The 24,763-nt window shown below is 68.0% G+C and carries 27 protein-coding genes; 8 read left to right on the forward strand and 19 right to left on the reverse strand.

Annotated elements, in window-relative coordinates; translation table 11 throughout:
* Positions 1–70 precede the first annotated feature (70 nt).
* Both FWJ24_RS09555 and FWJ24_RS09560 read left to right on the forward strand, forming a co-directional pair.
* Entirely contained in the window at positions 71–274 is a 204-nt protein-coding gene (locus FWJ24_RS09555; RefSeq protein ID WP_150287599.1) for a hypothetical protein, read from the forward strand.
* Positions 275–357: 83 nt separating this feature from the next.
* A complete protein-coding gene (locus FWJ24_RS09560; RefSeq protein ID WP_150287600.1) occupies positions 358–1,296 on the forward strand; it encodes an MBL fold metallo-hydrolase in 939 nt (312 codons plus the stop codon).
* Between the two features lie 15 nt (positions 1,297–1,311).
* Here the strand turns inward: FWJ24_RS09560 and FWJ24_RS09565 are convergent, their stop codons facing one another.
* From FWJ24_RS09565 to FWJ24_RS09585, 5 genes are read right to left on the reverse strand one after another with little or no spacing between them, the layout of a single operon-like run.
* Positions 1,312–1,869, reverse strand: coding sequence for an RBBP9/YdeN family alpha/beta hydrolase (locus FWJ24_RS09565; RefSeq protein ID WP_150287601.1), 558 nt, complete (start codon positions 1,867–1,869; stop codon positions 1,312–1,314).
* 9 nt (positions 1,870–1,878) lie between these two features.
* Complete coding sequence (purB, locus tag FWJ24_RS09570) at positions 1,879–3,183, reverse strand: adenylosuccinate lyase (RefSeq protein ID WP_150287602.1); 1,305 nt, start codon at positions 3,181–3,183, stop codon at positions 1,879–1,881.
* Positions 3,184–3,238: 55 nt separating this feature from the next.
* Complete coding sequence (locus FWJ24_RS09575) at positions 3,239–3,703, reverse strand: hypothetical protein (protein WP_150287603.1); 465 nt, start codon at positions 3,701–3,703, stop codon at positions 3,239–3,241.
* Positions 3,704–4,375 (reverse strand): ribulose-phosphate 3-epimerase, encoded by a 672-nt coding sequence (gene rpe, locus FWJ24_RS09580; protein WP_150287604.1) that lies wholly within the window; start codon positions 4,373–4,375, stop codon positions 3,704–3,706. It lies immediately after the preceding gene.
* Positions 4,363–5,376: a hypothetical protein gene (locus FWJ24_RS09585; RefSeq protein WP_150287605.1), complete on the reverse strand. Its 1,014-nt coding sequence runs from the start codon at positions 5,374–5,376 to the stop codon at positions 4,363–4,365. Before FWJ24_RS09585 ends, rpe begins: the two co-directional genes overlap by 13 nt.
* A 123-nt stretch (positions 5,377–5,499) precedes the next feature.
* On the opposite strand from FWJ24_RS09585, the gene FWJ24_RS09590 reads away from it, so the two are divergent.
* Positions 5,500–6,744 (forward strand): NAD(P)/FAD-dependent oxidoreductase, encoded by a 1,245-nt coding sequence (locus FWJ24_RS09590; protein WP_150287606.1) that lies wholly within the window; start codon positions 5,500–5,502, stop codon positions 6,742–6,744.
* 132 nt (positions 6,745–6,876) lie between these two features.
* Here FWJ24_RS09590 and FWJ24_RS09595 read toward each other — a convergent pair whose 3' ends face one another.
* Complete coding sequence (locus FWJ24_RS09595) at positions 6,877–7,902, reverse strand: P1 family peptidase (protein WP_150287607.1); 1,026 nt, start codon at positions 7,900–7,902, stop codon at positions 6,877–6,879.
* A gap of 92 nt (positions 7,903–7,994) precedes the next feature.
* Between FWJ24_RS09595 and FWJ24_RS09600 the strand changes: the two genes are divergently transcribed.
* A complete protein-coding gene (locus FWJ24_RS09600) occupies positions 7,995–8,732 on the forward strand; it encodes a cytochrome c biogenesis CcdA family protein (RefSeq protein ID WP_150287608.1) in 738 nt (245 codons plus the stop codon).
* Between the two features lie 58 nt (positions 8,733–8,790).
* On the opposite strand, the gene FWJ24_RS09605 is transcribed toward FWJ24_RS09600, so the two are convergent.
* The 11 genes from FWJ24_RS09605 to FWJ24_RS09655 form a co-directional block, all read right to left on the reverse strand.
* Complete coding sequence (locus tag FWJ24_RS09605) at positions 8,791–9,909, reverse strand: branched-chain amino acid ABC transporter substrate-binding protein (protein ID WP_150287609.1); 1,119 nt, start codon at positions 9,907–9,909, stop codon at positions 8,791–8,793.
* 110 nt (positions 9,910–10,019) lie between these two features.
* Entirely contained in the window at positions 10,020–10,232 is a 213-nt protein-coding gene (locus tag FWJ24_RS09610; protein WP_150287610.1) for a hypothetical protein, read from the reverse strand.
* A gap of 22 nt (positions 10,233–10,254) precedes the next feature.
* On the reverse strand, positions 10,255–10,605 hold the full coding sequence (locus FWJ24_RS09615; protein WP_150287611.1) for a DUF6867 family protein: 351 nt from the start codon (positions 10,603–10,605) through the stop codon (positions 10,255–10,257).
* Positions 10,606–10,654: 49 nt separating this feature from the next.
* Entirely contained in the window at positions 10,655–11,422 is a 768-nt protein-coding gene (locus FWJ24_RS09620) for an ABC transporter ATP-binding protein (protein ID WP_150287612.1), read from the reverse strand.
* On the reverse strand, positions 11,419–12,330 hold the full coding sequence (locus tag FWJ24_RS09625; RefSeq protein ID WP_166443652.1) for an ABC transporter ATP-binding protein: 912 nt from the start codon (positions 12,328–12,330) through the stop codon (positions 11,419–11,421). The genes FWJ24_RS09620 and FWJ24_RS09625 overlap by 4 nt, the downstream gene beginning before the upstream one ends.
* Positions 12,330–13,742: a high-affinity branched-chain amino acid ABC transporter permease LivM gene (gene livM, locus FWJ24_RS09630; RefSeq protein WP_150287613.1), complete on the reverse strand. Its 1,413-nt coding sequence runs from the start codon at positions 13,740–13,742 to the stop codon at positions 12,330–12,332. The genes FWJ24_RS09625 and livM overlap by 1 nt, the downstream gene beginning before the upstream one ends.
* A 2-nt stretch (positions 13,743–13,744) precedes the next feature.
* Positions 13,745–14,668: an ABC transporter permease subunit gene (locus FWJ24_RS09635; protein ID WP_150287614.1), complete on the reverse strand. Its 924-nt coding sequence runs from the start codon at positions 14,666–14,668 to the stop codon at positions 13,745–13,747.
* A gap of 217 nt (positions 14,669–14,885) precedes the next feature.
* Positions 14,886–15,896 (reverse strand): 4-hydroxyproline epimerase, encoded by a 1,011-nt coding sequence (locus FWJ24_RS09640; protein WP_150287615.1) that lies wholly within the window; start codon positions 15,894–15,896, stop codon positions 14,886–14,888.
* Between the two features lie 13 nt (positions 15,897–15,909).
* Positions 15,910–16,314, reverse strand: a complete 405-nt coding sequence (locus FWJ24_RS09645; RefSeq protein ID WP_246155643.1) for an aconitase X swivel domain-containing protein — start codon at positions 16,312–16,314, stop codon at positions 15,910–15,912.
* On the reverse strand, positions 16,311–17,582 hold the full coding sequence (locus FWJ24_RS09650; protein ID WP_150287617.1) for an aconitase X: 1,272 nt from the start codon (positions 17,580–17,582) through the stop codon (positions 16,311–16,313). The genes FWJ24_RS09645 and FWJ24_RS09650 overlap by 4 nt, the downstream gene beginning before the upstream one ends.
* A gap of 21 nt (positions 17,583–17,603) precedes the next feature.
* A complete protein-coding gene (locus FWJ24_RS09655) occupies positions 17,604–18,563 on the reverse strand; it encodes a dihydrodipicolinate synthase family protein (RefSeq protein ID WP_150287618.1) in 960 nt (319 codons plus the stop codon).
* Positions 18,564–18,799: 236 nt separating this feature from the next.
* Between FWJ24_RS09655 and FWJ24_RS09660 the strand changes: the two genes are divergently transcribed.
* Complete coding sequence (locus tag FWJ24_RS09660) at positions 18,800–19,297, forward strand: flavin reductase (protein ID WP_150287619.1); 498 nt, start codon at positions 18,800–18,802, stop codon at positions 19,295–19,297.
* A gap of 9 nt (positions 19,298–19,306) precedes the next feature.
* Here FWJ24_RS09660 and pcaD read toward each other — a convergent pair whose 3' ends face one another.
* A complete protein-coding gene (gene pcaD / locus FWJ24_RS09665; protein WP_150287620.1) occupies positions 19,307–20,101 on the reverse strand; it encodes a 3-oxoadipate enol-lactonase in 795 nt (264 codons plus the stop codon).
* A 263-nt stretch (positions 20,102–20,364) separates the two neighbouring features.
* Here pcaD and FWJ24_RS09670 point away from each other — a divergent pair, with 263 nt between their 5' ends.
* The 3 genes from FWJ24_RS09670 (at position 20,365) to FWJ24_RS09680 (ending at position 24,217) form a co-directional block, all read left to right on the forward strand.
* Entirely contained in the window at positions 20,365–20,853 is a 489-nt protein-coding gene (locus FWJ24_RS09670; RefSeq protein WP_150287621.1) for a (2Fe-2S)-binding protein, read from the forward strand.
* Between the two features lie 103 nt (positions 20,854–20,956).
* Positions 20,957–23,320, forward strand: coding sequence for a xanthine dehydrogenase family protein molybdopterin-binding subunit (locus FWJ24_RS09675; protein ID WP_150287622.1), 2,364 nt, complete (start codon positions 20,957–20,959; stop codon positions 23,318–23,320).
* A 90-nt stretch (positions 23,321–23,410) separates the two neighbouring features.
* Positions 23,411–24,217, forward strand: coding sequence for an FAD binding domain-containing protein (locus FWJ24_RS09680; RefSeq protein ID WP_150287623.1), 807 nt, complete (start codon positions 23,411–23,413; stop codon positions 24,215–24,217).
* Positions 24,218–24,295: 78 nt separating this feature from the next.
* On the opposite strand, the gene FWJ24_RS09685 is transcribed toward FWJ24_RS09680, so the two are convergent.
* Entirely contained in the window at positions 24,296–24,661 is a 366-nt protein-coding gene (locus FWJ24_RS09685; protein WP_150287624.1) for a nuclear transport factor 2 family protein, read from the reverse strand.
* Positions 24,662–24,763: the final 102 nt, after the last annotated feature.

Here is a 24,763-nt window from a genome sequence, read left to right on the forward strand (position 1 = left end):
GGATCAAGGCCTGCGCGGGAGTTCGTGCCTAGATATCCTTCGACAGTTTGGATCCTGTGCGGAGGCTGGCATGTGGAAGGTCGCGCTTCTGGTGCATATCGTGCTGATGACGGTGCTGATGGGCGCTCTTGTGATCGCCATCGTCAGCGTGCCGGCGCTTGCCGATCAGGGCATGCGCCTTATCCTGATCGCGGCGGCGCTCGGATTCGTCGCCGCGATTCCGCTCAGCGTCTATGTTTCCCGCCGCATCCTCGCGCTGACCCGCGAGGCCTGATTCCGCGCCCTCCCGGCGCCGTGGGCTTCCGACATTCACCAAACGCGATATGATCGGAGAAATCATAAGCGGAGGATGTCAGGATGGCCAGCGTCAACGGAACCGGGCCGCAGGGGACGCGGCGGGCTTTTCTTTCCGGCGCCGCGGGGTTCGTGGCGGCCGGCATGCTTCCCGCCCCGGCGCGGGCGGAGGGCGTGGCGCGGCTCGGCTCGCGCGAGGTGCTGACGATCTCCGACGGCAGTTTCACGGTGCCGCTCGCGATGCTCGCGCGAGGGGTGCCGCCCGATACACTCATGGCGGCGCTGCGGGAGGCCGGACAGCCGATTGATCAGGCGCGGATGCCGCTCAACATCACGCTGATCCGCGACGGCGACCGTTACACGGTGATCGATTGCGGGGCCGGCGGGCATTTTCTGGCCGGTTCCGGCCAGTTCGCCGCCAGTCTCGACGCGGCCGGGATCGACCGGGCCAGGGTCGCGCGCGTGCTGTTCACCCATGCCCATCCCGATCATCTCTGGGGCGCGATCGACGAGTTCGATTCCGCATTGTTCCCCACCGCCCGCTACGGCATGGCCGCGGCGGAGATCGCGTTCTGGATGGCGGAGGACGTCTATGCGCGGCTGCCGGAGGATCGCCATGCCTTCGCCGCCGGTGCCCAGCGGGTGCTGAAGACGCTCGGCGATCGGCTGGAGCGGTTCGCGCCGGGGCAGGAGGTCGCGCCCGGCATCCTCGCGGTCGAGACCGCCGGGCATACGCCGGGCCATGTCGCCTTCGAGGTTGCCGGCGGCGGCGAAACGCTGCTCGTGCTCGGCGATGCGCTGATCCATCCGGTGATTTCGTGCCGGTATCCGGATTGGCGCTCGGTCGCGGATATCGATCCGGATCTGGCCGTGGCGACCCGCTGGCGGCTGCTCGAACGGCTCGCAACCGATCGCGTGCCGGTGATCGCCTATCATTTTCCGATGCCGGGGCTGGGGCGCATCGAGCGGGCCGGCAGCGCCTATCGCTTCGTTGCGGCCTGAATGTCTCCGCCGTCCTCAGGCGGCCGGCAGCCGCTTGAGGAAGGTCGCGAAGCGCAGCAGCCCCTCGGGCCAGGGGCCGTGGCCGGAATCGGCGTTGAGATGGCCCGCCTCGCCGGCATCGATCAGCGCCGAACCCCAGGCATTGGCGAAATCCGCCGCCGTCTCGAATTCGCAGAACGGATCGTTGCGGCTTGCGACCAGCAGCGAGGGGAAGGGCAGGGGATCGCGCGGCAGGGGCGCGAAATCATGCGCGAGGCCGGGGATCAGTTCGGCGCGGTTCCAGTCCGAGAGCCCGACGAGGAAGGCGCCGAGCACCGGCGCGGCGAAATCCGGCGCCGCATGCGCCACTGTCGCGACGCCGAGCGAATGCGCAACGAGCACCACCGGCCGTTCGGCGGCGTTGACGGCCTCCACCAGCGTCTCGGTCCAGAGGCGGCGGTTCGGGCGGTCCCAATCCGGCTGCAAGACGCGCCGTGCCGTCGAAAGCTTTGCCTCCCAGCGGCTCTGCCAATGGTCCGGGCCCGAACCGCCCAGGCCGGGCACGATGAGGATGGAGAGCTCGGAGGTCTTCATCGCCTGCCCTCACGCGCCGAACACGCGCGCGAAGATCGTGTCCACATGCTTCATGTGATAGGCGAGGTCGAACATCGCCTCGAGTTCGGAAACCGGAATCCGTGCCGTCACTTCCGCGTCGTTCTTGAGCGAGGTCAGGAAGTCGGCGCCGTGTTCCCAGGTCTTCATCGCGTTGCGCTGGACAAGCCGGTAGGCATCCTCGCGGCTGAGCCCGGCCTGGGTGAGGGCGAGCAGCACCCGCTGCGAATTGTGCAATCCCGAGAGCCTGTCGAGGTTCTTGCGCATGTTGTCCGGGTAGACCACCAGCTTGTCGACCACCTGCGTCAGCCGGTGCAGGGCGAAATCGAGGGTGATGGTCGCGTCGGGGCCGATACAGCGCTCGACCGACGAATGGGAGATGTCGCGCTCGTGCCAGAGCGCGACATTCTCCATGGCGGGGATGCAATAGCTGCGGACCATGCGGGCGAGGCCGGTGAGATTCTCGGTCAGCACCGGGTTGCGCTTGTGCGGCATCGCCGAGGAGCCCTTCTGGCCGGGCGCGAAATATTCCTCCGCCTCGTAGACCTCGGTGCGCTGGAGATGGCGGATCTCGGTTGCGAGCCGCTCGATCGACGAGGCGATGACCGCGAGCGTCGCGAAGAACATCGCGTGCCGGTCGCGCGGGATGACCTGGGTCGAGACCGGCTCGACCGCGAGGCCGAGCTGGCTCGCGACATGCGCTTCCACGGCGGGATCGATATTGGCGAAGGTGCCGACCGCGCCGGAGATCGCGCAGGTCGCCACTTCCTGGCGGGCATTGAGCAGCCGGGCGCGGTTGCGCTCGAATTCGGCATGGGCCTGGGCGAGCTTCAGCCCGAACGTGACCGGCTCGGCATGGATGCCGTGCGAGCGACCGATGGTCGGGGTGTATTTGTGCTCCATCGCCCGGCGTTTCAGCGCGGCGAGCAGCGCATCGAGATCGGCAAGGAGGATATCGGCCGCGCGGCTCAGCTGCACCGCCAGCGTCGTGTCGAGCACGTCGGAGGAGGTCATGCCCTGATGGACGAAGCGCGCTTCCGGCCCCACGATCTCGGCGAGATGGGTGAGGAAAGCGATCACATCGTGTTTGGTCTCGCGCTCGATGGCGTCGATCCGGGCGATGTCGAAGGTCGCGGCGCCGCCCTTTTCCCAGATCACGCGCGCGGCCTCGCGCGGCACCACCCCGAGATCAGCGAGCGCGTCGGTCGCGTGCGCCTCGATCTCGAACCAGATGCGGAAGCGCGTTTCCGGCGACCAGATGGCGACCATGTCGGGGCGGGCGTAGCGGGGGATCATCGGCGAACTCGTCTGAAGGGGAACGCTGTCTCGTTACACGCCGGGGGCGGCGGGCTCAACCGTCGCGGCGGCTGCGAAGCGCCAGCGCCAGCCCGGTCAGCAGCGGCAGCGGCCAGGGCAGCAGATAGGCGGGGGCGGAAATCAGGAACAGGCCGAAGCTCTGCGCCGCCGAGAACAGCATCATCCGCAGCCCGTGTTCCGCCACGGCCTCGAAATGGCCGCTGATGAACAGGATCTCGGCCACGAAGGCGAGGCCCATCGCCGGCACGAACCCGGCGGGGAAGCCGAGAAGCGCGGCGATTGCACGCCGCAGCCGCGTGCGCCGGAGCGGGTATTCGAGCGCCAGCGCCGCCAGCGCGCCGCCGAGCCCGCCGATCATCGCGATGGCGATCAGGGCATGGGTGCGGTCGTTCCAGGTCTCGTCGCGTTCGAGGATCCGCAGCGCCATGGCGGCGCCGGCCGCGAGCGGCAGCAGCAGCAGGCCCGCGCAGCGCGACCCCGCAAGCCCGGCGGCAGGCATTCAGCCGTGCGCCGCTTCGGCCGCCGCGCGCAGGGCGGCGATATTGGCGGCGAAGGCGCTCCGCCCGCCCCGGAAGGCGGCCGAACCCGCCACGAGGACATTGGCGCCGGCGCGGATCACGGCGCCGGCATTTTCCGGCGTGATCCCGCCATCGACTTCGAGATCGATCGGCCGGTCGCCGATGATCGCACGCGCCTCGGCGACAAGGCCGAGCGCGGAGGGGATGAAGCTCTGGCCGCCGAAACCGGGATTGACGCTCATCACCAGCACGAGATCGACCAGATCGATCACCGGCCCGATCGCGCCGGCCGGCGTGCCGGGGTTGAGCACCACCCCCGCCTTGCGCCCCAGCGCGCGGATCGCCTGGAGCGTGCGGTGGATATGCGGCCCGGCCTCGACATGCACCGAGATCAGGTCCGAGCCGGCCTCGGCGAAATCCTTCAGGAACGGATCCGCCGGGGCGATCATCAGATGGGTGTCGAAGGGCTTGGGCGTCACCTTGCGGATCGCGCGGATGATCGGCGCGCCGAACGAGATGTTCGGCACGAAATGCCCGTCCATCACGTCGATATGCACCCAATCCGCCCCGGCGGCCATCATGGCGGCGACATCTGCGCCGAGATCGGCGAAATCGGCGGAGAGGATCGAAGGGGCGATGATCAGCGGTCGCATGCGTTCTCCGGGTCGGGTCGGGGCGGGGTGTCCCGGGTGTCCGGCGGGGAACGGCCGGTGCGGTCGAGCCAGCCCTTCACCGCCTTGAGCGCGATCGGCGCGAGATAGATCGGCACCTGCGCGATCGCGAAATAGAGGAAGGTCGATTTCGGCACCAGCGAAATGATCGGTGCGATCAGCAATCCCATGTTCCGCAGCCCGATCCCGATCGCGTAGGAGAAGCGGTCGTTGAAGCCGAGCGGTGCCATCGCCGCGTAACTCGCCGCGAAACCGAGGATCGCGAGCAATGTCGAGAGCAGGAAATAGCCGGTGATCGTGGCCGGATCTTCCAGGGTGGCCTCGATCACGCCATCCATCGCCGCGATGGCGAACAGGAAGAACAGCACCACGTTGAAACCGTCGAGTTCATGCCGGAACATGCCGATCCGCGCGATGCCGACGGCGCGCCGCACGACGAGGCCGAGCAGGATGCCGCCGCCGATGAAGATGGCGAGGCGGCGGGCGAGTTCCAGCGGGTCGAGCGGCACATGGGCGCCGGCGAGCAGGCTCGCGAAGAGCGGCGCGGTGAGCGGGGTTGCGACCATGCCGAGCACGAGGATCGACAGGGCGAGGCTGTTCTCGAAGCCGAGCACCGCGGCGAAGGCCGGCGAGGCCATCAGCGGCGGCGCCGCCGCCATCAGCGCGATGGCGAGGCGCAGGCCGGGATCGAGCGCATCCCCGCCGAGTGCCGCGATCGCCAGCAAGCCGGTCAGCGGCGGCAACAGCGTCGACCAGAGGAACGCTGCGGCGAGTCGCCCCGGCTGCGCCCAGACGCGGCGGATGCCCGCCATGTTGGCGCGTGCGAAGCTCAGCACGATGAAGCAGAAGATCGAGATCGGGATGAAGGGGCGCAGCGCCGCCGCGAGTTGGGGCAGGGCGAGGCCGAGAAAGATCGACAGCCCGAAGGCGGCAGCGGAATGCCGACCGATGAAGGCCAGGGCGGCGCGGGGATGATCGAGCATCGTTATGGTGTAATTCTCTATCTTTTCGATTTATGATAGAGATAAACCCTATCAAATTGCGTGAAATGACGTTGAAATGCCGATTGGCTTCCGGCACGATGGGCCGTGCTGGAGGAGAATGGCATGCGGTTTGATGTTCTGGTGCTCGGCGGCGGAATCGTCGGCACGTCGCTGGCGCTGGATCTGGCCCTGCGCGGGCGCTCGGTGGCGCTTGTCGAGCGCGGCCGGCCGGGCGGGGCGACCTCGTTCGGCAATGCGGGGCTGATCCAGAGCGAAGCCTTCATGCCATATGCCTTCCCGCGCGACCCGTTCCTTCTCCTGCAATATGCCCTCAATCTCAAGTCGGAAGCGAATTACCGGCTGCGCGATCTTCTGCATGTCGCGCCCTATCTCTGGCGCTATTTCCGGGCCTCGAACCGGGCCGGGCAATTGCGCACCGCCGCCGCCAATGCGCCGCTGTTTCGCGCCTGCCTCGCCGAACACCGCCGTCTGGCCGAGGCGGCGGGTGTGACAGCGATGCTGCGCCCCGGCGGCTGGATCAAGGCGTTCCGCTCGCAGCGGGCGCTCGATGCCTTCCGCCGCGAGGGGCTCGCGGATCTTGCGCCCTACAAGGTCGATGCCGAGATCCTGGACGCGGCGGCGCTGAAGGCGCGCGAGCCGCATCTCGCGGATGTCTTCGCCGGCGCCATCCACTGGAAGGAGCCGTGGAGCCTCGCAGATCCCGAGGCGCTGACCCTGGCCTATGCGGCGCGCTTCGAGGCGCTGGGCGGCCGGGTGCTGGCCGGCGATGCCCTGAGCCTCGTCGAGGCGCGCGACGGCTGGTCCGTCACCACCGCGGACGGCCAGGCGAGTGCGCCGGATTGCGTGGTGGCGCTCGGCCCCTGGTCGGCGGATCTTCTCCGGCCGCTGGGCTATTCCGTGCCGCTCGGCGTCAAGCGCGGCTACCATGTGCATATGCGGCCGCAGGGCAACGCCGTTCTGAACCTGCCGCTGCTCGACACGGAATACGGCTACATGATGGTGCCGATGGCGCGCGGCATCCGCCTGACGACCGGCGCGCAATTCGCGCATCGCGACGCACCGCCCAATCCCGTGCAGGTGGACATGATCGAGCCGCATGCGCGCGCGGCGTTCCCGCTCGCGGGCCGGGTCGAGACGACGCCCTGGCTGGGCGCGCGCCCCTGCCTGCCGGACATGATCGGGGTCATGGGGCGGGCGCCGCGCCACAAGGGGCTGTGGCTCAATTTCGGCCATGCGCATCACGGGCTGACGCTCGCGGGCTCGGCAGCGCGGCTCCTCGGCGAAATGATCACCGGCGAGGCGCCGTTCACGGATCCCAGGCCCTATTCGCTTGAACGCTTCGCCTGAGCGCCGGGTAAAACGCGAATCCCCGCAGCGGCTTGCGGGGCGATCCTGGCAGCCTGATTCCGGGTGTTCATCCGCCGATTCCGGTTCCTGTCACGGCGGTTGCGGCGCTTCGCGCAACGATTGCGCGGCTTCTCATGCCGATTCAGGCGGGCCGAAACGGTCGCGCCAGGCGGGCAGCGCGCCGGGATAGGGGAGCGCGCAAGCGCGATGCACGGCAATGGCGATGGCGCGGGCGATGCAATCGGCGGCGAGCAGCCCGAGCGCGGCGAGATCGCGCATCGGCTCGGCGAGCGGACGCGCGCCGGTGGCGGCGGCGAACAGCGTGTCGCCATCCATCGGCGCATGGGCGGGGCGGATGGCGCGGGCGATGCCGTCCTGCGCCATGATCGCGAGGCGCTTGGCCTGCGGCTTGGTCAGCGCGGCGTCGGTGACGATGGCGCCGATCGTCGTCGCGGGCTCTGCGGCATGGCCCTTGAGCCTCGGCGCCAGCGCCTCGGGCAGGATTTCCGCCGGCAGGCCGAGCCCGCCGAATTCGGCGCCGTGCTCGTAGGGGGCCGCCCAGAAATGCGGGCCGTCGCCGATCAGCGCGGTGCCGATCGCGTTGACGGCGACGAAGGCCTGGACGCGGTGCCCGGCCCGGCTCTCCGCCGCGGCGGTGCCGAACCCGCCCTTGAGATCGGCCGTGGTGGCGCCGAGCCCGGCGCCCACCGAGCCGAGCGCGAAGCGCGGCGCGGCGGCCTCCGCCGCCAGCCGGCCGAGTTCCCAATAGGGCGGGTGTGCCCCCCAATGCTTGTCGCCGCCATTGAGCAGATCGAACAGGATCGCCTGCGGCACGATCGGCACCCGCACCGGACCGACGGGGAAGCCGCGCCCCATCGCGGCCAGCGCCGACATCGCGCCGCCGGCGGCATCGAGCCCGAAGGCCGAGCCGCCGGAGAGCAGCAGCGCATCGACACGCTCCACACTCATCTCCGGTTCGAGCAATGCGGTGTCGCGGCCGCCCGGCGCGCCGCCGAGGATCGAGACCGAGGCGATGGCCGGCGCATCGAAGACCAGGGCGGTAACCCCGGTCGCAGCGCGGCGGTTCTCGGCATGGCCGATCAGCAGGCCGGGAATCGTGGCCTCGGCGGCGGGGCAGGAGGGCGCGGACGCGGACATGGTAGGCTCGACTGGCAGGCTCACGCAAAGGTGTCCCGGCGCGGGGTTTTTCTCAACCTCTTTCACGCTAAGGAGGGATGAAAGGAAACGCGATGGCCGCCGAACTGACCCTTCCCGCAATCCTGCTCGCAGGGCTCCTGTCGTTTCTCAGCCCCTGCGTTCTGCCGCTGGTGCCGCCCTATCTCTGCTATCTCGCGGGGACCAGCGTGTCCGAATTGGCGCGGGCCGAGCATGCGGACCATGCGCTGCGGCGGCATGCCCTGCTCGCCGCCCTGTTCTTCGTGCTCGGGTTCTCGACCGTGTTCGTCGCGCTCGGCGCTGGCGCCTCGTTGGTCGGCATGCTGCTGCGCGCGCATAGCGCGGTGCTCGCACAGATCGCGGGGGTTGCGATCATCGGCATGGGCCTGCATTTCCTCGGCCTGTTCCGGATCGGATTTCTCGCCCGCGAGGCGCGGATCGAGGTGCGGCGGCCGGCGGGGCCGGGCGGCGCCTTCGTCATGGGGCTTGCCTTCGCCTTCGGCTGGACGCCCTGCATCGGCCCGGTTCTGGCGGGTGTGCTGGCGGTGGCGGGCTCCGAGGCGACGGCGCTGCGCGGCGCGGGGCTGCTGGCGGTCTATTCGGCGGGTCTCGGCCTGCCCTTCCTGCTCGCGGCTTTCGCGATGGGCCCGTTCATGCGCTTTCTCGCGCGCTTCCGTAGCCGGATCGGCCTGGTGGAGAAGACGATGGGCGTGCTGCTGGTGATCACCGGCCTGCTGTTCCTCACCGGCTCGATCAGCCAGTTCGGATTCTACCTGCTGGAGGCATTCCCGGCGCTGGGACGGCTGGGTTAGGGCCAACAAAAAGCCCGGCCGAAGCCGGGCTTTCCGTTCGCGAGGCGATCAGCCTGGCTTACTTGTTCTCGACATAGGTGACCTTGCCGTCGGCACCCTTCTTCCAGGTGTACATCGTGTAATCCGGACGGGTGATGTCGCCCTTCTTGTCGTAGGAGAGTTCGCCGATCACGGTCTTGAACTTCTGGCCTGAATGGATCTGCGCTGCGATCTTCTTCGGGTCGAGCGTCTTCGCCGCTTCGGCCGCCTGCTTCACGACTTCCATCGCGGCGTAGGTGTAGAGCGTGTAGGCTTCCGGATTGATGCCCTTGGCCTTGTAGGCCGCCACGACCTTGGCCGCTTCCGGGCGGTTGCGCGGATCCGGCGGGAAGGTCATCAGCGTGCCTTCGACACCGGGGCCGCCGATATTGGCGAATTCGTCCGAGGTGATGCCGTCACCCGACATCATCACGGCCTTGACGCCCTGATCGCGCATCTGGCGCACGATAAGGCCGCCCTCGGTGTGGAGGCCGCCCCAATAGATGATCTCGACGCCGGCATTCTTCATCTTGGTGATGAGGGCCGAGAAATCCTTCTCGCCGGTGTTCACGCCCTCGTAGAGCACTTCCTTCACGCCGGCCTTGTTCATCGCCTTGCGGGTCTCGTCGGCGAGGCCCTGGCCATAGGTCGTCTTGTCATGGACGACGGCAACCTTCTTGCCCTTGAGATTCTTGGCGATGTAATCGGCCGCGACCGCGCCCTGCTGGTCATCGCGGCCGCAGGTGCGGAACACGTTCCACAGCTTGCGCTCGGTGATCTTCGGGTTGGTGGCCGAGGGGGTGATCATCAGGATGCCGTTCTCGGCGTAGACTTCCGAGGCCGGCATCGTCACGCCCGAGTTGAAATGGCCGATGACGATCTTGATGCCGTCGCCGACGAACTTGTTGGCGACCGAGACGCCCTGCTTCGGATCCGAAACGTCGTCACCCTTCGAGATCTCGATCTTCTGGCCGAGAATGCCGCCGGCAGCGTTGAAATCGGCCGCGGCCTGCTCGGCGCCGTCGGTCAGCTGCTTGCCGAACGCGGCGTTCGGGCCGGTGATCGGGCCGGCAACGCCCATCTTCAGCTGCGCCTGGGCCGCGCCCGCGAACGCGAGCGAGGCGGCGAGCGCCACGCCGGCCAAGAGTTTATGCTTCATCAGGTCTCTCCCTGTGACTGATTAGCGGGTTCACTTCGCCACCCGCGAGCGTCTTCAAACGGGCCTCTGGGGCTCGCCTGAAAGCATGAAAGCCGGTTTTCATATTTCTGTCACCAGCCAATTCCTGTGGGTCCGGGCGGGGTTTCACCGTCATCCCGGGGTGAACGCGTGGGGCCGAGACGGAGGCCGGGCGCGGCGTGCAGGCCCGCGGCAAGGTCCGCCGCGCCGGCGTGGCGCGTCTCGATGGGGAAGGCCTCTTCCGGCAAGGACATCGCCGGGATGTTCGTCAGGACCACGCTCAGGAGGATCGACGGGAAATCCATGGCCCTGCTCCTGCTTGCGCCCTCAGCCGGCTTTCCGCCGCCAGGACAGGGGGGAGGCCTTCTCGAAGCAGAAGGCGTATTGCCGCGCCATGGCCTCGGTCCGCTCGCGCCGCCAGCCGAGCCAGGCGGCGGCGAGCAGGATCACGGTATCGGCGAGGTAGAAGCGGGGCGCCAGCAATGTGCCCTCGAACATCGCGAAATGGATGAAACGCACCGCAAGGCCGAGGAGCAGCGCGGCTGGCACCAGCATCCAGGAGGGTTTCCAGGTCTTGGCAAGCGCCTTGCCGGTGCGCCAGGCCGCCCAGCCCCCCATCGCCACCGTGACGAGCAGGAAAAGCCAGATCGATTGTTCTTCGTAGAGGATGCCCTGCATCACCGGCTCCGTGCCTGTTCCTGGTTCTCGGTTCCGTCTGCTGCTGCTGTCAATGGTGCCCGCCCTCGAGATAGGCGGCCTTGACCTGCGGATCGGCGAGCAATTCCCGGCCGGTTCCGCTCATGGTGATGAGGCCGTTGACCATCACATAGCCGCGATGCGCGAGCTTGAGGGCATGATAGGCGTTCTGTTCGACGAGGAACACCGTCATGCCCTCGCGGGCATTGACCTCCCGGATCACCTCGAAGATCTGCCGCACGATCAGCGGCGCGAGGCCGAGCGAAGGCTCGTCGAGCAGCAGAAGGTCCGGCCGGCTCATCAGCGCGCGGGCGATGGCAAGCATCTGCTGCTCGCCGCCCGAAAGCGTGCCGGCGCGCTGCTGGAGACGTTCCCTGAGTCGGGGGAAGATCGTGCAGACCTTTTCGAGATCCTCGTCGAACCAGGCGAGATTGTTGACCGAGGCCCCCATCTGGAGGTTCTCGTAGACGCTCATGCGCGGGAAGACGCGGCGCCCCTCCGGCGATTGCGCGATGCCGAGCCGCGCGATTTCGTGCGTCGGCATGCGGGTGATGTCCCGCCCGTCATAGACGATCGAGCCCTCGCGCGCCTGCGGCTTGCCGAAGATCGTCATCATCAGCGTCGACTTGCCGGCGCCGTTGGCGCCGATCAGCGTGACGATCTCGCCGCGATGGACATCGATATCGACGCCCTTGAGCGCGATGATGTTGCCGTAATAGGTCTTGACCCCGCGCACCGCGAGGAGCGGCGTCCGGGCGGCGGCCGGCGCGGGGGCGCCCTGTTCCGCGATCATCGTCATAGCCCGACCTCCGCTTCGATCTTCTCGACTTCCTCGACATCCTCGGCGCCGAGATAGGCGGCGATGACGCGGGGGTCGTTCTGCACGGCGCGGGGGCTGCCATCGGCGATCTTGGTGCCGTAATCGAGCACCACGACATGGTCGGAGATCTGCATCACCACGCTCATGTCGTGCTCGATCAGCAGCAGCGAGGTGCCGTTTTCGTCGCGGATCGCGCGCAGCAGCGTGTTGAGTTCGAGGCTCTCGCGCGGGTTGAGGCCGGCGGCCGGCTCGTCGAGGCAGAGCAGGACCGGGTCCGTACACATCGCGCGGGCGATCTCGAGCCGGCGCTGCGCGCCGTAGGGCAGATCGCCGGCGGGGTCGTCTGCGCGGTCGATCAGCCCGGTCCGCTCCAGCCAGTGCTTGGCCTTCTCGACCGCCTCGCGCTCGCGGTTGCGGAAGCCGGCGAGGCCGATGAGCCCGCCGATCGTCCAGTTCGAGGCGAGCATCAGCGGGTTGTGCTGCGCGACCATCAGGTTCTCGAGCACGGTCATGCCCGAGAACAGGCGGATGTTCTGGAAGGTGCGGGCCACCTTGGCGCGTGCGGCGATCTGGAAATCCGCCATGCGTTCGAGCAGGAACAGGCTGCCTTCAGCACGATGGAGCGCGTCGCGCGGGGTATCGGTCAGTGTTTCCACATGGGCGGCGATGTCGATCGCGCCGTGGCGCAGCGCGATCCGCCCCACGGTCGGCTTGTAGAAGCCGGTGATGCAGTTGAACACCGTGGTCTTGCCCGCGCCGTTCGGCCCGATGATGGCGGTGATGTCACCGCGCCCGGCGGTGAAAGAGAGATCGTTGATCGCGACGAGGCCGCCGAAGCGCATCGTCAGGTGCTCGACCTTCAGGATTGGATCGGATTCGGCGCGCATCAGCCGTGGCCCTCCTGCACGAGATCGGCCGAGACCGCCTTCTTCTCCTTGAGATAGACGGTCGGTTCGCGCGCCGAGATCAGCCCGCGCGGCTTCCACAGCATCATCAGCACCATGCAGATGCCGAAGATCAGCATGCGGTATTGCGCGGGGTCAAAGCCGTCGCCGAAGACCTGCTTGAGGAAATCCAGTTCGCGCAGGATCTCGACGCCGCCGACGAGCAGGATCGAGGCGATCACCACGCCGAGCAGGCTGCCCATGCCACCGAGCACCACGATCGCGAGGATCTGCGCCGATTCATGGAAGACGAAGCTCTCCGGCGAGATGAAGCCTTGCCGCGCCGCGAAGAAGGCGCCGGCGAAGCCGCCGAACATCGCTCCGATCGCGAAGGCGGTCAGCTTGGTGTTCACCGTGTTGATGCCGAGCGAGCGGCAGGCGATCTCGTCCTCGCGCAGGGCTTCCCAGGCGCGGCCGACCGGCAGGCGTCGCAGCCGCATCGAGACCGCCGCCGTCACCAGCGCCAGCACGAGAATGATATAAAACAGGAAGATCGTGCGGTAGATCGGGCTGAATTCCAGCCCGAAAGTCGCGGCGAAGCCGTTATCGGCGGCCGTGAAGGGAATGCCGAAGAAACTCGGCCGCGGGATGGCGGAGATGCCGGCATAGCCGTTCGAGAACTCGACCCAGTTGATCAGCACCAGGCGGATGATCTCGCCGAAGGCGAGCGTCACGATCGCGAGGTAATCTCCGCGCAGGCGCAGCACCGGGAAGCCGAGCAGCATGCCCCAGAAGGCGGCGAGGATGCCAGCCACCGGCAGGCAGATCCAGAAGGCCCAGGCCTGCCAGAACCCCTCGCCGATGATCTGGGCCATGAAATCCTTGATCGGCTCCGAGGTCGCGAACAGCGCGTAGGAATAGGCGCCGACCGCGTAGAACGCGACATAGCCGAGATCGAGCAGCCCCGCGAGGCCGACCACGATGTTCAGCCCCCAGCCGAGCATGATGTAGATCAGGATCTGGATGCCGAAATTGTCGATCCATTTGATCGCGCCCTGCGGGCCGACCGTGAACAGGACCATCAGCGGGTAGGCGACGAGGAAGCCGACCGCGACCGGAAGCCCGTATTTCTCGAGCTTGAGCATCGTGTTCGAGCGCGGCTTCTTCCGCGCCGCGCCCTCCGCACGTGTCGCCTGCCAATAGCCGATCAGCAGGCGGCCGACGAACACTGCCGCCACCAGGGCGAACAGCGTTTGCGGGCGCGGCACCAGAATCATCTGGTTGTTGAGGGTCTGGTCGGTCTTGAGGCCGACGAGCAGCGCGAAGAGGCCGAAGGCGATGGCGGCGGCGAAGCCGGCATCCTTGATGAGGCGGGTCCAGTCGACCGGCGGGCGGGAGCGGGTTTCGGCCTGCATGCTCACACCTTCTCGACTTCCGGCTTGCCGAGCAGGCCCTGCGGCATGAAGACCAGCACGACCGCAAGGATCGAGAACGCCGCGACATCCTTGTAATCGATCGAGAAATACGCCGACCACAACGTCTCGATCAGCCCGATCAGCAGCCCGCCCAGCACCGCGCCCGGCAGCGAGCCGATGCCGCCGAGCACCGCGGCGGTGAAGGCCTTCACGCCCGGCACGAAGCCATCCGAGAACACGACGACGCCGTAATAGGTGAGGAACATCGTGCCGGCCACCGCGGCCAAGGCCGCGCCGATCACGAAGGTGATGGAGATCGTGCGGTCGACATTGATGCCGAGCAGCGCCGCCATCTTCTGGTCCTGCTCGCAGGCGCGTTGCGCCCGCCCGAGCGGCGTCTTCTGCACGACATACCAGAACAGGCCGAGCAGCAGCGCCGTCACTGCGATGATCAGCACCTGCTTGTAGGAGACCGCGACCACGAAGCCGTTCTGCTCGAAGAGCGGGATCGTGTCGCGCATCACCGGCGGAATCGGCTTGTTGCGCGATCCTTGGGCGACCTGCACGTAATTCATCAGGAGGATCGACATGCCGATCGCCGAGATCAGCGGCGCGAGGCGGAACGAACCGCGCAGCTTGCGATAGGCGATCCGCTCGATCGTCCAGGCATAGAGCGAGGTGATCACCATCGAGACGATCAGCGCCGCGAGCAGCGCCAGGAACACCACGCCGCCGGAAAGCCCCGCCAGGGCGGTGACCGCCAGAAAGACGATGAGGGCGATGAAGGCCGAGATCATGAACACGTCGCCATGGGCGAAGTTCACCATCCCGATGATGCCGAAGACCATCGTATAGCCGATGGCGATCAGACCGTAGACGGCGCCCAGCGTCACGCCGTTGATCAATTGCTGGACCAGAACTTCCATGCGCTACGCACGCCTCCCCATACCACCCCGTCTGATGCGGGATTTGTGCCAACGTTTCCCGGCGCGGCGCTCAAGGGTTAGCAGGAACCCGCAACCGCGACAATCACGCGAGCCGCGAGTACATGACGCAAACCCCTTCTCGACACAACCAAAAATGAGCCGCGCATCTGGTTGTTTCCTCCAAATTCACGGCGTTTTCTAGTGAGAATGGCCAATTTCAGGGGCTGTCGGCCACGATGAAGCCATGCGCGAACGGATCATGCCCGTCGACGAAGATCGTGTTGAGCCCGGTCGTGACCGCCCAGCCCTCGATAGAGGGGATGATGGCGGGCAGGTCGCCGACCCGGGTCTCGCCCTCGATCCGGCCAGTGAACAGCGAGCCGATGATCGATTCATGGACGAAATCCGTGCCGGCGCGGAGCCGGCCCCTGGCCGCCCATTGCGCCATCCGCGCCGAGGTGCCGGTGCCGCAGGGCGAGCGGTCGATCGCCTTCTCGCCGTAGAAGACCGCGTTGCGCGCAGTGGCGCCGGCCATTGTCGGCGCGCCGGCCCAGAGCACATGCCGGCAGCCGCGGATCGTCGCATCCTCGGGATGGACGAGTTCGATCGCGGCGTTGACCGCCTTCCGGACGAGCGGCGACCAGCGCAGGATGTCGGAGGGCTGCACCGCCTCGATTCCCGCAAAGCCGGGCTGAGGGTCGATGATGGCGTAGAAATTGCCGCCATAGGCGATGTCGACCCGCAGCGCGCCGAGGCCGGGGATGTCGAGGGCGAGATCGGTCGCGAACAGGAAGGAGGGCACGTTGACGAGGCGCACCTTCGTCACCCGTCCGCCCTCCTCGGTGTAATGCGCGACGACGAGGCCGGCGGGCGTATCGAGATGGAGGCGTCCGGGCGTCCTGGGGGTCACGAGCCCGTTCTCGAGCGCCATGGTCACGGTGCCGATCGTGCCGTGGCCGCACATCGGCAGGCAGCCGGTGGTCTCGATATAGAGGATGCCGAGGTCGCAATCGGGGCGTGTCGGCGGGTAGAGGATCGAGCCGGACATCATGTCGTGGCCGCGCGGCTCGAACATCAGCGCCGTGCGGATCCAGTCGAATTCGGCGAGGAAATGCGCGCGCTTCTCGCTCATCGTGGCGCCGGCGAGGTTCGGGCCGCCGCCCGCGACCATGCGGACCGGATTGCCGCAGGTATGGCCGTCGATGCAGAAGAAGGTATGGCGGGCCATGGTCGGATCTCCTTCAGAAGGGCCGGATCGTGCCGTCCTCGGCGATCGTGTAGGAGCCGGCGGCGAGCTTCGCCTGCTGCTCCGCGCGATAGCGGAAGGCGGGCGGCGGCGGCCAGTCCAGCTCGCGCGCGACGAGGCAGCCGATCAGCAGGATCGCATCCGCCTCGTGCAGCAGCAGCGCCGCCGGCGCATGGCCGTTGCGGACGAGCTCCAGCAGCACCGCCGCCGAGGACGAGGAGCCGATCGTGCCCGGCAGGGCGAGGATCATGCCGGCGACATTCTGCCCGTGCTGGGGGTGGCGAACCTGGATGATCGCGCCCGAGCGCGGATCGACCCCGCCCCAGAACGAGAGCGGCGCCGTGAGGCGCAGCAGCGGCCCCGAGACCGGCCCGCCGGGCAGGAGCGGATGCGCCTTCACGCCCAGACCCTCTCGTCGCGCACGAGGCGGCCGGCGATCGCGCTCTCGACGCATTCGGCGAGTGCGCCGTATTGCACGGCGTATCCGGTATTGCCGGGGGCGTAATGCGCGAACTTGCCGGAATTGGTCATCAGCACGCCCTTGATCCTGTCGAGGATCGGCGTCACCACGACGCAGGTATCCGCGACAAGCGTCACTCCCGCCTGTTCGAGCGCCTTGCGGCGGCCCGCCGCCTCCAGCGCGCTTAGCGTGTGCCGGCCGGTGCAGGCATAGAAGGGGCGCAGCAGCCGGCGCCCGGCGATCAGCCGGTCGAGTTCGACGAGTTCCTCGATCGAGCAATGCGGCGACCCGATCGCCACCGCGTCGATTGCCTCGGCATCGCGCCGGTCCGGCCGCACGGTCGAGAGCGCGCCGCGGGCGCTGTCGAGCATGGCAGGCGTGATGAAGAGCCGCTCGGGATAGCTCGCGAGCCCCGTTGCGGTCGCGATGTCCGGCGCCTCAGGCGTCACCCCCTCGACATGGAACAGCGCGACCGCGCCGGACGAGGCCGCGGCGGCGCCGAAGGCTTTCAGCCGGTCCTCGGTCGAGAAGCCGCGCAGGCCGGTCAGGATGCCGATATCGGTGCCGGCGCGCTGGCCGTAGAGCGTGCCGAGCACCGGCCAGAACACATCCGCCGCGCGCAGGGCCGGGGAGAGGCGGCTGCAATCGGCGATGAAGGTCGCGCGGCGATGCGCGGGGAGGTGCAGCCCGTAATGCGGCGCGCGGCCGGTGATGGCGCAGGCGATGTCGAGAAAATCGCCGTAGCGGTTGGTGCGCGCGCCGAGCACGGAATTGCAGAAGGCGACGGCGTTCGATTCCCCCCAGGCGACATCGGTCGCGAAATCCGGCCGGTGCCCGGCTTGGTAGGGCGCGCAGGTCCAGGACGGCGTGCAGCCCATCGCCTCGTAGGCGAGCATCATCCGCTTGGCCATCGACCGCTCGTGCGAGGGCAGATGCACCCTGGTCCCGCAGGCGAGATCGAGCGCGCCGACATTGAGCGTCGCGGGCACCGCGACCTTCGCGCCCAGTTCGACGAGCCGTTCCGCGAAGAGCGTGCCGGAATCGCCGTGATAGAGCGCGCCGTCGATATGTGCCGAAGCAATCGGGACGAGCTTGCGCGCGCCCATCAGTCGCGCGGTCTCGGTCACGATGCGCATGGCGAGCGCCACGGCCTCGCCGGCCTCGCCGGCGAGCATTCCGCGTTCCTCGACGGTCAGGTGCAGGCTCACGGGCGGATCCCGGCGGGCGGGTCAGGCCGCCTGGTCGAGGCCGGCGAGGTTCGGGCGCGTCTTGAGCGCGGCCTTGACGATCTTTTCGACGCGCTTCCTGGCCTCGCCCTCCAGCGCGATGCGCGGCGCGCGGCAGCGATCCGAGCCGCCATGGACCAGCGCCTCGACGCATTTGATGTTCTGGACGAGTTGCGGCGAGACATCGAGCGTCAGCAGCGGCTCGAACCAGCGGTAGATCGCCCGCGCCTCGGCAAAACGCCCGGCCTCGGCCAGTTTCCAGATCGCGACGGTCTCCTCCGGGAAGGCGCAGACGAGGCCGGCCACCCAGCCGACCGCACCCATGGCCTGTGCCTCCAGCGCGAGATTGTCGACGCCGCAGAACAGGTCGTAGCGGTCGCCGGTGAGGTTGATCAGGCGGGTGATGCGCCGGACATCGTCCGAACTTTCCTTGATCGCGGTGAAGAGCGGTTCGTCGGCAAGCTCGGCGAACATCTCGGGCGTGATGTCGACGCCGTAGCCGACCGGATTGTTGTAGACCATGACCGGCAGGCCGCCGGCTTTCGCGACCGCCCGGTAATGCGCCATGGTCTCGTGCGGGAGCGATCGGTAGGGCACGCCGGGCAGCACCATCAGGCCTGCCGCGCCGGCCGTCGCGCCGGCTTCCGCCATCCGGCAGGCGCGCGCGGTCGAGCCCTCGACGACGGTGAGCAGCACGGGGATCTTCCCGCCGGCGGCGTCGAGCGCGATGCGCAGGACCTCCAGCTTCTCCTCGAATTCCAGCGTCGAGGCCTCGCCGAGCGAACCGCAGACGATCAGCCCGTCGACGCCGGCCTCGACCTGGCGGCCGAAGCTCGCCCGCATCGCCTTCTCGTCAAGACGGTCCTTCTTGTCGAAGCGGGTGGTCACGGCCGGGAGCACGCCGCGCCAGCGCGCCGCCGCCCGCCCGCCCTTTGCCTTTGTCGTCTTGACATCCTTGGCCATGCCTGTCCCCTTCGTGCCGCCGACCGGACGGATCGGCGCGAGAGATTGGCGCGGCCGGGGCCCGGTTTCAATCGGGAAAAGCGCGCAGACGCGCGGCTTTTGCCGTTAAGCCGCGCCGCGGCGCGCGATTTTCCCGGAACGGGACGGTTTTCGCTTGCCCTTCGCGGTGCAAGCCCCACTTTCGCCGCCACAGAGGAATGTCCGTGAATCGCGTGATCCCCGTACCCGACGACAGAATGGCCACATCATCCCCGGTCGCGGCGCCGCTCTTCCGCGAGGCGATGAGCCGCGTCGCCGGCGCGGTGCATCTGATCGCCACCGATGGCCCCGCCGGCCGGGCGGGGCTGACCGCCACGGCGATGACCTCCGTTTCGGATGATCCGCCGAGCCTCCTCGTCTGCCTCAACCGCGCGAGCCGCACGGGGGCTTTGCTGAAGGCCAACGGCGCCTTCAGCGTCAACACGCTCGCCGCCGGGCAGGAGCCGCTGGCGGATATCTTCGCCGGCCGCACCGATCTGCACGGCGAGGCGCGCTTCGCGCACGGCCATTGGCGGCCGGGGCCGCTCGGCCAGCCGGCGCTTGCGGATGCGCTGGCGAGTTTCGCCGTCCGCGTCGAGGATATCCGGCCGGTCGCAACGCATTTCGTCGTGATCGGTGTGATCGCCGCGATCGGGCTCGGCCCGGACCGACCGGGGCTCGTCTATCGCCGCCGCGCCTATCGCCCGGTGGCGTGAGGGCGGCGGCTAGCTGCGCAGGAACGTGCCGACGGCGGCGTTGTATTCCGCCGGCGCCTCGCAATTCGAGATATGCGCGGCAGGCACCACGGCCTTGTGCGCGCCGGCGATGTTCCGCACCATGATCTCGCCCATGGCGGGCGATGTCGCGGGATCCTCCGCCCCGATCACCACGAGAACCGGGTTGGTGACCGATTTGATCGCCTCGCGCTGGTCCATGTCGCGGATCGCGGCGCAGCAGGCGGTGTATCCGGCCGCGCTCGCCTTGCGCACCTGATCGGTGATCCGCGCGACCTCGGCCGGGTTTGCCTCGTTGAACCGCCGCGTGAACCAGCGCGGCTTCATCGCCTCGGCGATCGCGCCCATGCCCTCGCGATTGGCCATGCGGATGCGGGCATTCCAGTCGGTCGCGGGCGGCCCCATGAAGGCGGCGGTGTTGCCGAGCACGGCCTTGCCGAGCCGGTCGCGGTTATGGGTCAGCAGCCACATGCCGACCATGCCGCCCATCGAGCAGCCGATCCAGTCGGTCTTGTGGATGTGCAGCGCGTCGAGGATGCGCAGGGCATCCTGCGCCAGCATCGCGAGCGAATAGGGGCCCGGCGGGCAGGAGCTTTCGCCATGGCCGCGGACATCGTAGCGGATGCAGCGGAAATCGCGGGCGAATTCGGCGACCTGCGGATCCCACATTTCTAGGCTGGCGCCGAGCGAGTTCGAGAACATCAGCGGCGGCGCGCTCTCCGGACCATCGAGGCGGATGCGGAACCGGACCTGGCCGGCGTCGAGGAAGCTGGTTTCGGAGGGCATGGCGCTTCGCCGCGAGAGGGATCGGAATGACGCGGCTAGAATTCCGGCAAAACGTGCCGCTGGCAAGCCCGGACGGGGCCGGGAGGGCCGGTTTTTGCGGCGCGGAATCGAAAATCCCGCCCGCGCGGACGGTTCGGCTTGACGGTGTCTTTGGAACAGGTCCAGATTGGTGAAATCGGGGCGAAAACGGCCGGTCAACGGCGCCGTCCCGCTCCGAGAGGAAGCGTTCCGGCGGCTTTTCGCCATTTTTCAGGGAGCCCCCCATGCCCAGGGTGAGCATGCGCGTGAACGGCGCGCAGGTCAGCGCCAGTGTCGAGCCGCGGACGCTGCTCGTGCAGTTCCTGCGCGAGCACCAGCGGCTGACGGGCACGCATGTCGGCTGCGACACCAGCCAATGCGGCGCCTGCGTGGTGCATGTGAACGGCAAGGCGATCAAATCCTGCACCACGCTGGCGCTGTCCTGCGAGGGGGCTGAGGTCACCACCATCGAGGGGCTGGCCGCCGGGCATGATCTCCACCCGATGCAGGCGGCGTTCCGCGCCCATCACGGGCTGCAATGCGGCTTCTGCACCCCGGGTATGATCATGGCCGCGATCGACATGGTGAACCGGCTCGGCCCCGATCTCTCCGAGGAGACGATCCGCCACGAGCTTGAAGGCAATATCTGCCGCTGCACGGGCTACCACAACATCGTCAAGGCGATCAGGGCCGGCGCCGCCGCGATGGGCGGCATGCCGCTCGCGGCGGAATAGGAGCGGCGCGATCCCGAGGCGATTTGAGACCTTGAAGCAGAAAACAGTCGCGGATGTCCGGATCGGGCCGGAGCATGACGCGGCGAGCCAGAGAGGAAGCACCATGGCAGCGACCGGAATCGGCGCGCGCGTCGAGCGCAAGGAAGATTTCCGCTTCATCACCGGCCGGGGCAATTATACTGACGACATCAATCGCCCTGGCCAGGCCTATGCCTATTTCCTGCGCTCGCCGCACGCGCATGCGGCGATCCGCAAGATCGACACGAAACGGGCGGCGGGCATGCCGGGCGTGCTGCGCATCCTCACCGGAGCGGATATCGAGGCGGACAAGGTCGGCGGACTGATCTGCGGCTGGATGATCCATTCGAAGGACGGTTCGCCCATGAAGGCCGGCGCGCATCCGGCGCTGGCGATCGGCAAGGTCCGCTATGTCGGCGACCATGTCGCCGTGGTGATCGCGGAGAGCCTCGCCGAGGCGCGCGACGCGGCGGAAGCCATCGTGGTCGATTACGCGCCGCTTGCCCCGGTCGTGGATCTCGCCACGGCGACCGAGAAGGGCCAGCCCGCGATCCATGACGCCGCGCCCGACAACCAGGTCTATGACTGGCATCTCGGCGACAAGGCTGCGGTCGATGCCGCGTTCAGGAAGGCGAAGCACGTCACGCGGCTTGATCTCGTGAACAACCGCCTCGTGCCGAACGCGATGGAGCCGCGCGCGGCGGTGGGGGATTACAATGCCGGCGAGGACGCCTTCACGCTCTATACCACCAGCCAGAACCCGCATGTCGCGCGGCTGGTGCTCTCGGCCTTCACCGGCATCGCGCCCGAGCACAAGCTGCGGGTGATCGCGCCGGATGTCGGCGGCGGCTTCGGCTCCAAGATCTTCATCTATGCGGAGGAGACGGTCTGCGTCTGGGCGGCGAAGAAGGTCGGACGGCCGGTGAAATGGGTCGCGGACCGCACGGAGGAATTCCTCGCCATCGCCCATGGCCGCGACCATCTGACCCATGCCGAGATGGCGATGGACGCCGACGGCCGCATCCTTGGCCTGCGGGTCAAGACCCGCGCCAATCTCGGCGCCTATCTCTCGACCTTCGCCTCCTCGGTGCCGACCTACCTCTACGCGCCGCTGCTTTCCGGGCAATACAACATCCCGGCGATCTATGCGGAGGTCGAGGCGGTCTATACCAACACCGCCCCGGTCGATGCCTATCGCGGTGCGGGACGCCCGGAGGCGACCTTCGTGATCGAGCGGCTGGTCGAGGTCGCGGCGCGCGAGATGGGGCAGGATCCGGCACAGTTCCGGCGCAAGAACTTCATCCGCAAGTTCCCGCACCAGACGCCGGTCATCATGTGCTACGACGCCGGCGATTACGATGCCGCGATGAAGAAGGCGCTCGAAGCCCATGATGTTAAGGGCTTCGCCAGGCGGCGGCGCGAGAGCGGCCGGCGCGGCATGCTGCGCGGGCTCGGCTATTCGGCCTATATCGAGGCCTGCGGCATCGCCCCCTCGGCAGCCGTCGGCTCGCTCGGCGCCGGGGTCGGGCTTTGGGAGAGCGCGGAGGTGCGCGTCAACCCGATCGGCACGGTGGAGGTGCTCACCGGCTCGCACAGCCACGGCCAGGGCCACGAGACGACCTTCGCGCAGCTCGTCGCAGGGAGGCTCGGCATTCCGATCGAGAATGTCTCGATCGTCCACGGTGACACCGACAAGGTGCAGATGGGCATGGGCACCTATGGCTCCCGCTCCGGCGCCGTCGGCATGAGCGCCATCGTCAAGGCGCTCGACAAGATCGAGGCCAAGGCGAAGAAGGTCGCCTCCTTCGTGCTCGAGGCCAGCGAGACCGATATCGATTTCAGGGACGGCAAGTTCACCGTGCGCGGCACGGATAAATCAATCGATTTTCCGTCCGTGGCGCTTCAGGCCTATATCGCGCACAAGTTCACCGGCCAGCAGCTCGAACCGGGGCTGAAGGAGGGGGCGTTCTACGATCCCACCAACTTCACCTTCCCGTCCGGCGTGCATATCTGCGAGGTGGAGATCGACCCCGCAACCGGCGTGACCCGCATCGACCGCTGGACCGCGGTGGATGATTTCGGCGTCATCATCAACCCGATGATCGTCGAGGGCCAGGTGCATGGCGGCATCGCGCAGGGCATCGGCCAGGCGCTGCTCGAAGGCGCCGTCTATGACAAGACCGGCCAACTGGTGACGGCCAGCTACATGGATTACGCGATGCCGCGCGCAGACGACCTGCCCTCCTTCACGGTCGGGCATACGGTGACGCCGTGCCCCTCGAACCCGCTCGGGATCAAGGGCTGCGGCGAGGCCGGGGCCATCGCCGCCCCGGCGGCGGTGATCAACGCCATCACCGACGCGCTCGGCCATGAGGAGATCGCCATGCCGGCAACACCGCAGGCGGTGTGGAAGGCGGTGCGGGCCGTGGCGGCCAGGGCGGCTGAATGAGGGCGGGCGGCCGGCCATCGCCTCGGGGGGTGTTCCCGCGATTGCCGACCTCTCCTGCCGATCGCCTTTCTGATTTCGGGAGACAGACACATGTATGCTTTCGATTACCACCGGCCGACGACGCTCAAACAGGCGGGCAATCTCGCGGCGAAGAACGCCGAGGCGAAGCTGCTCGCCGGCGGCCATACCCTGCTGCCGACCATGAAGCAGCGCCTCGCGAGCCCCCCGGCGCTGATCGATCTCTCCGGCGTGGCGGAATTGTCCGGCATCGCCCTCAAGGGCCGCAACCTCGTGATCGGCGCCATGACGACGCATGCCGAGGTTGCGGGGTCCGATCTCGTGAAGGCGGCCTTGCCCGGCCTCGCGGTGCTTGCCGGCGGCATCGGCGATCCGCATGTGCGCCACCGGGGAACGATCGGCGGCTCGGTCGCCAACAATGATCCCTCGGCGGATTACCCGGCCGGGCTGCTTGCGCTCGGGGCCACGATCGTGACGACGAAGCGCAGGATCCCGGCTTCCGAGTTCTTCACCAGCCTGTTCTCGACCGCGCTCGAGGAGGGCGAGATCATCACCCGGATCATCGTGCCGACGGGGGCGAAATTCGCCTACCAGAAGTTCCGCAACCCCGCCTCGCGCTATGCGATGGTCGGCGTGGCGGTGGCGAAGAAGGGGGCGCGGGTCGCGGTCGCGGTCACCGGCGCCGGCGCGGACGGGGTGTTCCGCTGGGCCGAGGCCGAGGCGGCGCTCGCGCGGCGCTTCACCCCGAAATCGCTCGATGGCGTGGCGCTTCCCGATCCGAAGGGGCTCAACGGCGATATCCATGCCTCGGCGGAATATCGCAGCCATCTCATCGGCGTCATGGCGCGCAGGGCGGTCCTTGCGGCGAGCGGCAAGTAAGGCGTGGCGCGCGCAACGCGCCCCCAGGCTGCGCGGGAACGGCCGGGGGCGGGCCGGCGCCCGCCCCGGCGCGCATCCTCACGCCATCGGTGGGTAGAAGAAGCGCTCCTCGGCGATCTTGCCGTCCCGGACCGTATAGAGCCCCCATTCGGTTGCCTGCACGCGCTGGCCGCCGGCTTTCGGCGTGAAATCAAGCCCGAAAACCAGCAGGAACTGGTCGCCGTTGATGAAGGGACCCTCGACTGTGCCGCCATGCACCTCGTGGTTGCCGAACCACCAATCGCTCTTGGCCTTGACCGCGGCCTTGCCGTGGCAGGCGGCATAGGGGCCCTCCATGGCCTCGAAGCTGCGGATGTCATCGGCGTTGAAGCGCTCGGCGGCGCCCTGATGGTCGCCCGCCTTCAGCAGGGCGGTGAAGGCTTCGGCGGTTTCCTGGATCGTCATCGCGTGCCTCGTGGGGCTGGAATTGCGTTGCGGGGGCGTGGCGCCGGATCCATGCCCGACGTCGGAACAGAAATAGAACATTTCTCGTGGCGGTTCCATGAC

Source organism: Rhabdaerophilum calidifontis, from assembly GCF_008641065.1.
Taxonomy (GTDB): Bacteria; Pseudomonadota; Alphaproteobacteria; order Rhizobiales; family Beijerinckiaceae; genus Rhabdaerophilum; species Rhabdaerophilum calidifontis.

Excerpts from the sequence above, each read along its gene's own strand:
- livM (WP_150287613.1), bottom strand. The coding sequence starts at position 13,742 with ATGCAGGCCGAAACCCGCTCCCGCCCGCCGGTCGACTGGACCCGCCTC.
- rpe (WP_150287604.1), bottom strand. The coding sequence starts at position 4,375 with ATGCGACCGCTGATCATCGCCCCTTCGATCCTCTCCGCCGATTTCGCC.
- FWJ24_RS09590 (WP_150287606.1), top strand. The coding sequence starts at position 5,500 with ATGCGGTTTGATGTTCTGGTGCTCGGCGGCGGAATCGTCGGCACGTCG.
- FWJ24_RS09595 (WP_150287607.1), bottom strand. The coding sequence starts at position 7,902 with ATGTCCGCGTCCGCGCCCTCCTGCCCCGCCGCCGAGGCCACGATTCCC.
- FWJ24_RS09575 (WP_150287603.1), bottom strand. The coding sequence starts at position 3,703 with ATGCCTGCCGCCGGGCTTGCGGGGTCGCGCTGCGCGGGCCTGCTGCTG.
- FWJ24_RS09655 (WP_150287618.1), bottom strand. The coding sequence starts at position 18,563 with ATGGCCAAGGATGTCAAGACGACAAAGGCAAAGGGCGGGCGGGCGGCG.
- FWJ24_RS09660 (WP_150287619.1), top strand. The coding sequence starts at position 18,800 with ATGGCCACATCATCCCCGGTCGCGGCGCCGCTCTTCCGCGAGGCGATG.
- FWJ24_RS09640 (WP_150287615.1), bottom strand. The coding sequence starts at position 15,896 with ATGGCCCGCCATACCTTCTTCTGCATCGACGGCCATACCTGCGGCAAT.
- FWJ24_RS09680 (WP_150287623.1), top strand. The coding sequence starts at position 23,411 with ATGTATGCTTTCGATTACCACCGGCCGACGACGCTCAAACAGGCGGGC.
- FWJ24_RS09685 (WP_150287624.1), bottom strand. The coding sequence starts at position 24,661 with ATGACGATCCAGGAAACCGCCGAAGCCTTCACCGCCCTGCTGAAGGCG.
- FWJ24_RS09625 (WP_166443652.1), bottom strand. The coding sequence starts at position 12,330 with ATGCGCGCCGAATCCGATCCAATCCTGAAGGTCGAGCACCTGACGATG.
- FWJ24_RS09600 (WP_150287608.1), top strand. The coding sequence starts at position 7,995 with ATGGCCGCCGAACTGACCCTTCCCGCAATCCTGCTCGCAGGGCTCCTG.
- FWJ24_RS09585 (WP_150287605.1), bottom strand. The coding sequence starts at position 5,376 with ATGCTCGATCATCCCCGCGCCGCCCTGGCCTTCATCGGTCGGCATTCC.
- FWJ24_RS09610 (WP_150287610.1), bottom strand. The coding sequence starts at position 10,232 with ATGGATTTCCCGTCGATCCTCCTGAGCGTGGTCCTGACGAACATCCCG.
- FWJ24_RS09670 (WP_150287621.1), top strand. The coding sequence starts at position 20,365 with ATGCCCAGGGTGAGCATGCGCGTGAACGGCGCGCAGGTCAGCGCCAGT.
- FWJ24_RS09565 (WP_150287601.1), bottom strand. The coding sequence starts at position 1,869 with ATGAAGACCTCCGAGCTCTCCATCCTCATCGTGCCCGGCCTGGGCGGT.
- FWJ24_RS09620 (WP_150287612.1), bottom strand. The coding sequence starts at position 11,422 with ATGACGATGATCGCGGAACAGGGCGCCCCCGCGCCGGCCGCCGCCCGG.
- FWJ24_RS09635 (WP_150287614.1), bottom strand. The coding sequence starts at position 14,668 with ATGGAAGTTCTGGTCCAGCAATTGATCAACGGCGTGACGCTGGGCGCC.
- FWJ24_RS09555 (WP_150287599.1), top strand. The coding sequence starts at position 71 with ATGTGGAAGGTCGCGCTTCTGGTGCATATCGTGCTGATGACGGTGCTG.
- FWJ24_RS09605 (WP_150287609.1), bottom strand. The coding sequence starts at position 9,909 with ATGAAGCATAAACTCTTGGCCGGCGTGGCGCTCGCCGCCTCGCTCGCG.
- purB (WP_150287602.1), bottom strand. The coding sequence starts at position 3,183 with ATGATCCCCCGCTACGCCCGCCCCGACATGGTCGCCATCTGGTCGCCG.
- FWJ24_RS09615 (WP_150287611.1), bottom strand. The coding sequence starts at position 10,605 with ATGCAGGGCATCCTCTACGAAGAACAATCGATCTGGCTTTTCCTGCTC.
- pcaD (WP_150287620.1), bottom strand. The coding sequence starts at position 20,101 with ATGCCCTCCGAAACCAGCTTCCTCGACGCCGGCCAGGTCCGGTTCCGC.
- FWJ24_RS09560 (WP_150287600.1), top strand. The coding sequence starts at position 358 with ATGGCCAGCGTCAACGGAACCGGGCCGCAGGGGACGCGGCGGGCTTTT.
- FWJ24_RS09675 (WP_150287622.1), top strand. The coding sequence starts at position 20,957 with ATGGCAGCGACCGGAATCGGCGCGCGCGTCGAGCGCAAGGAAGATTTC.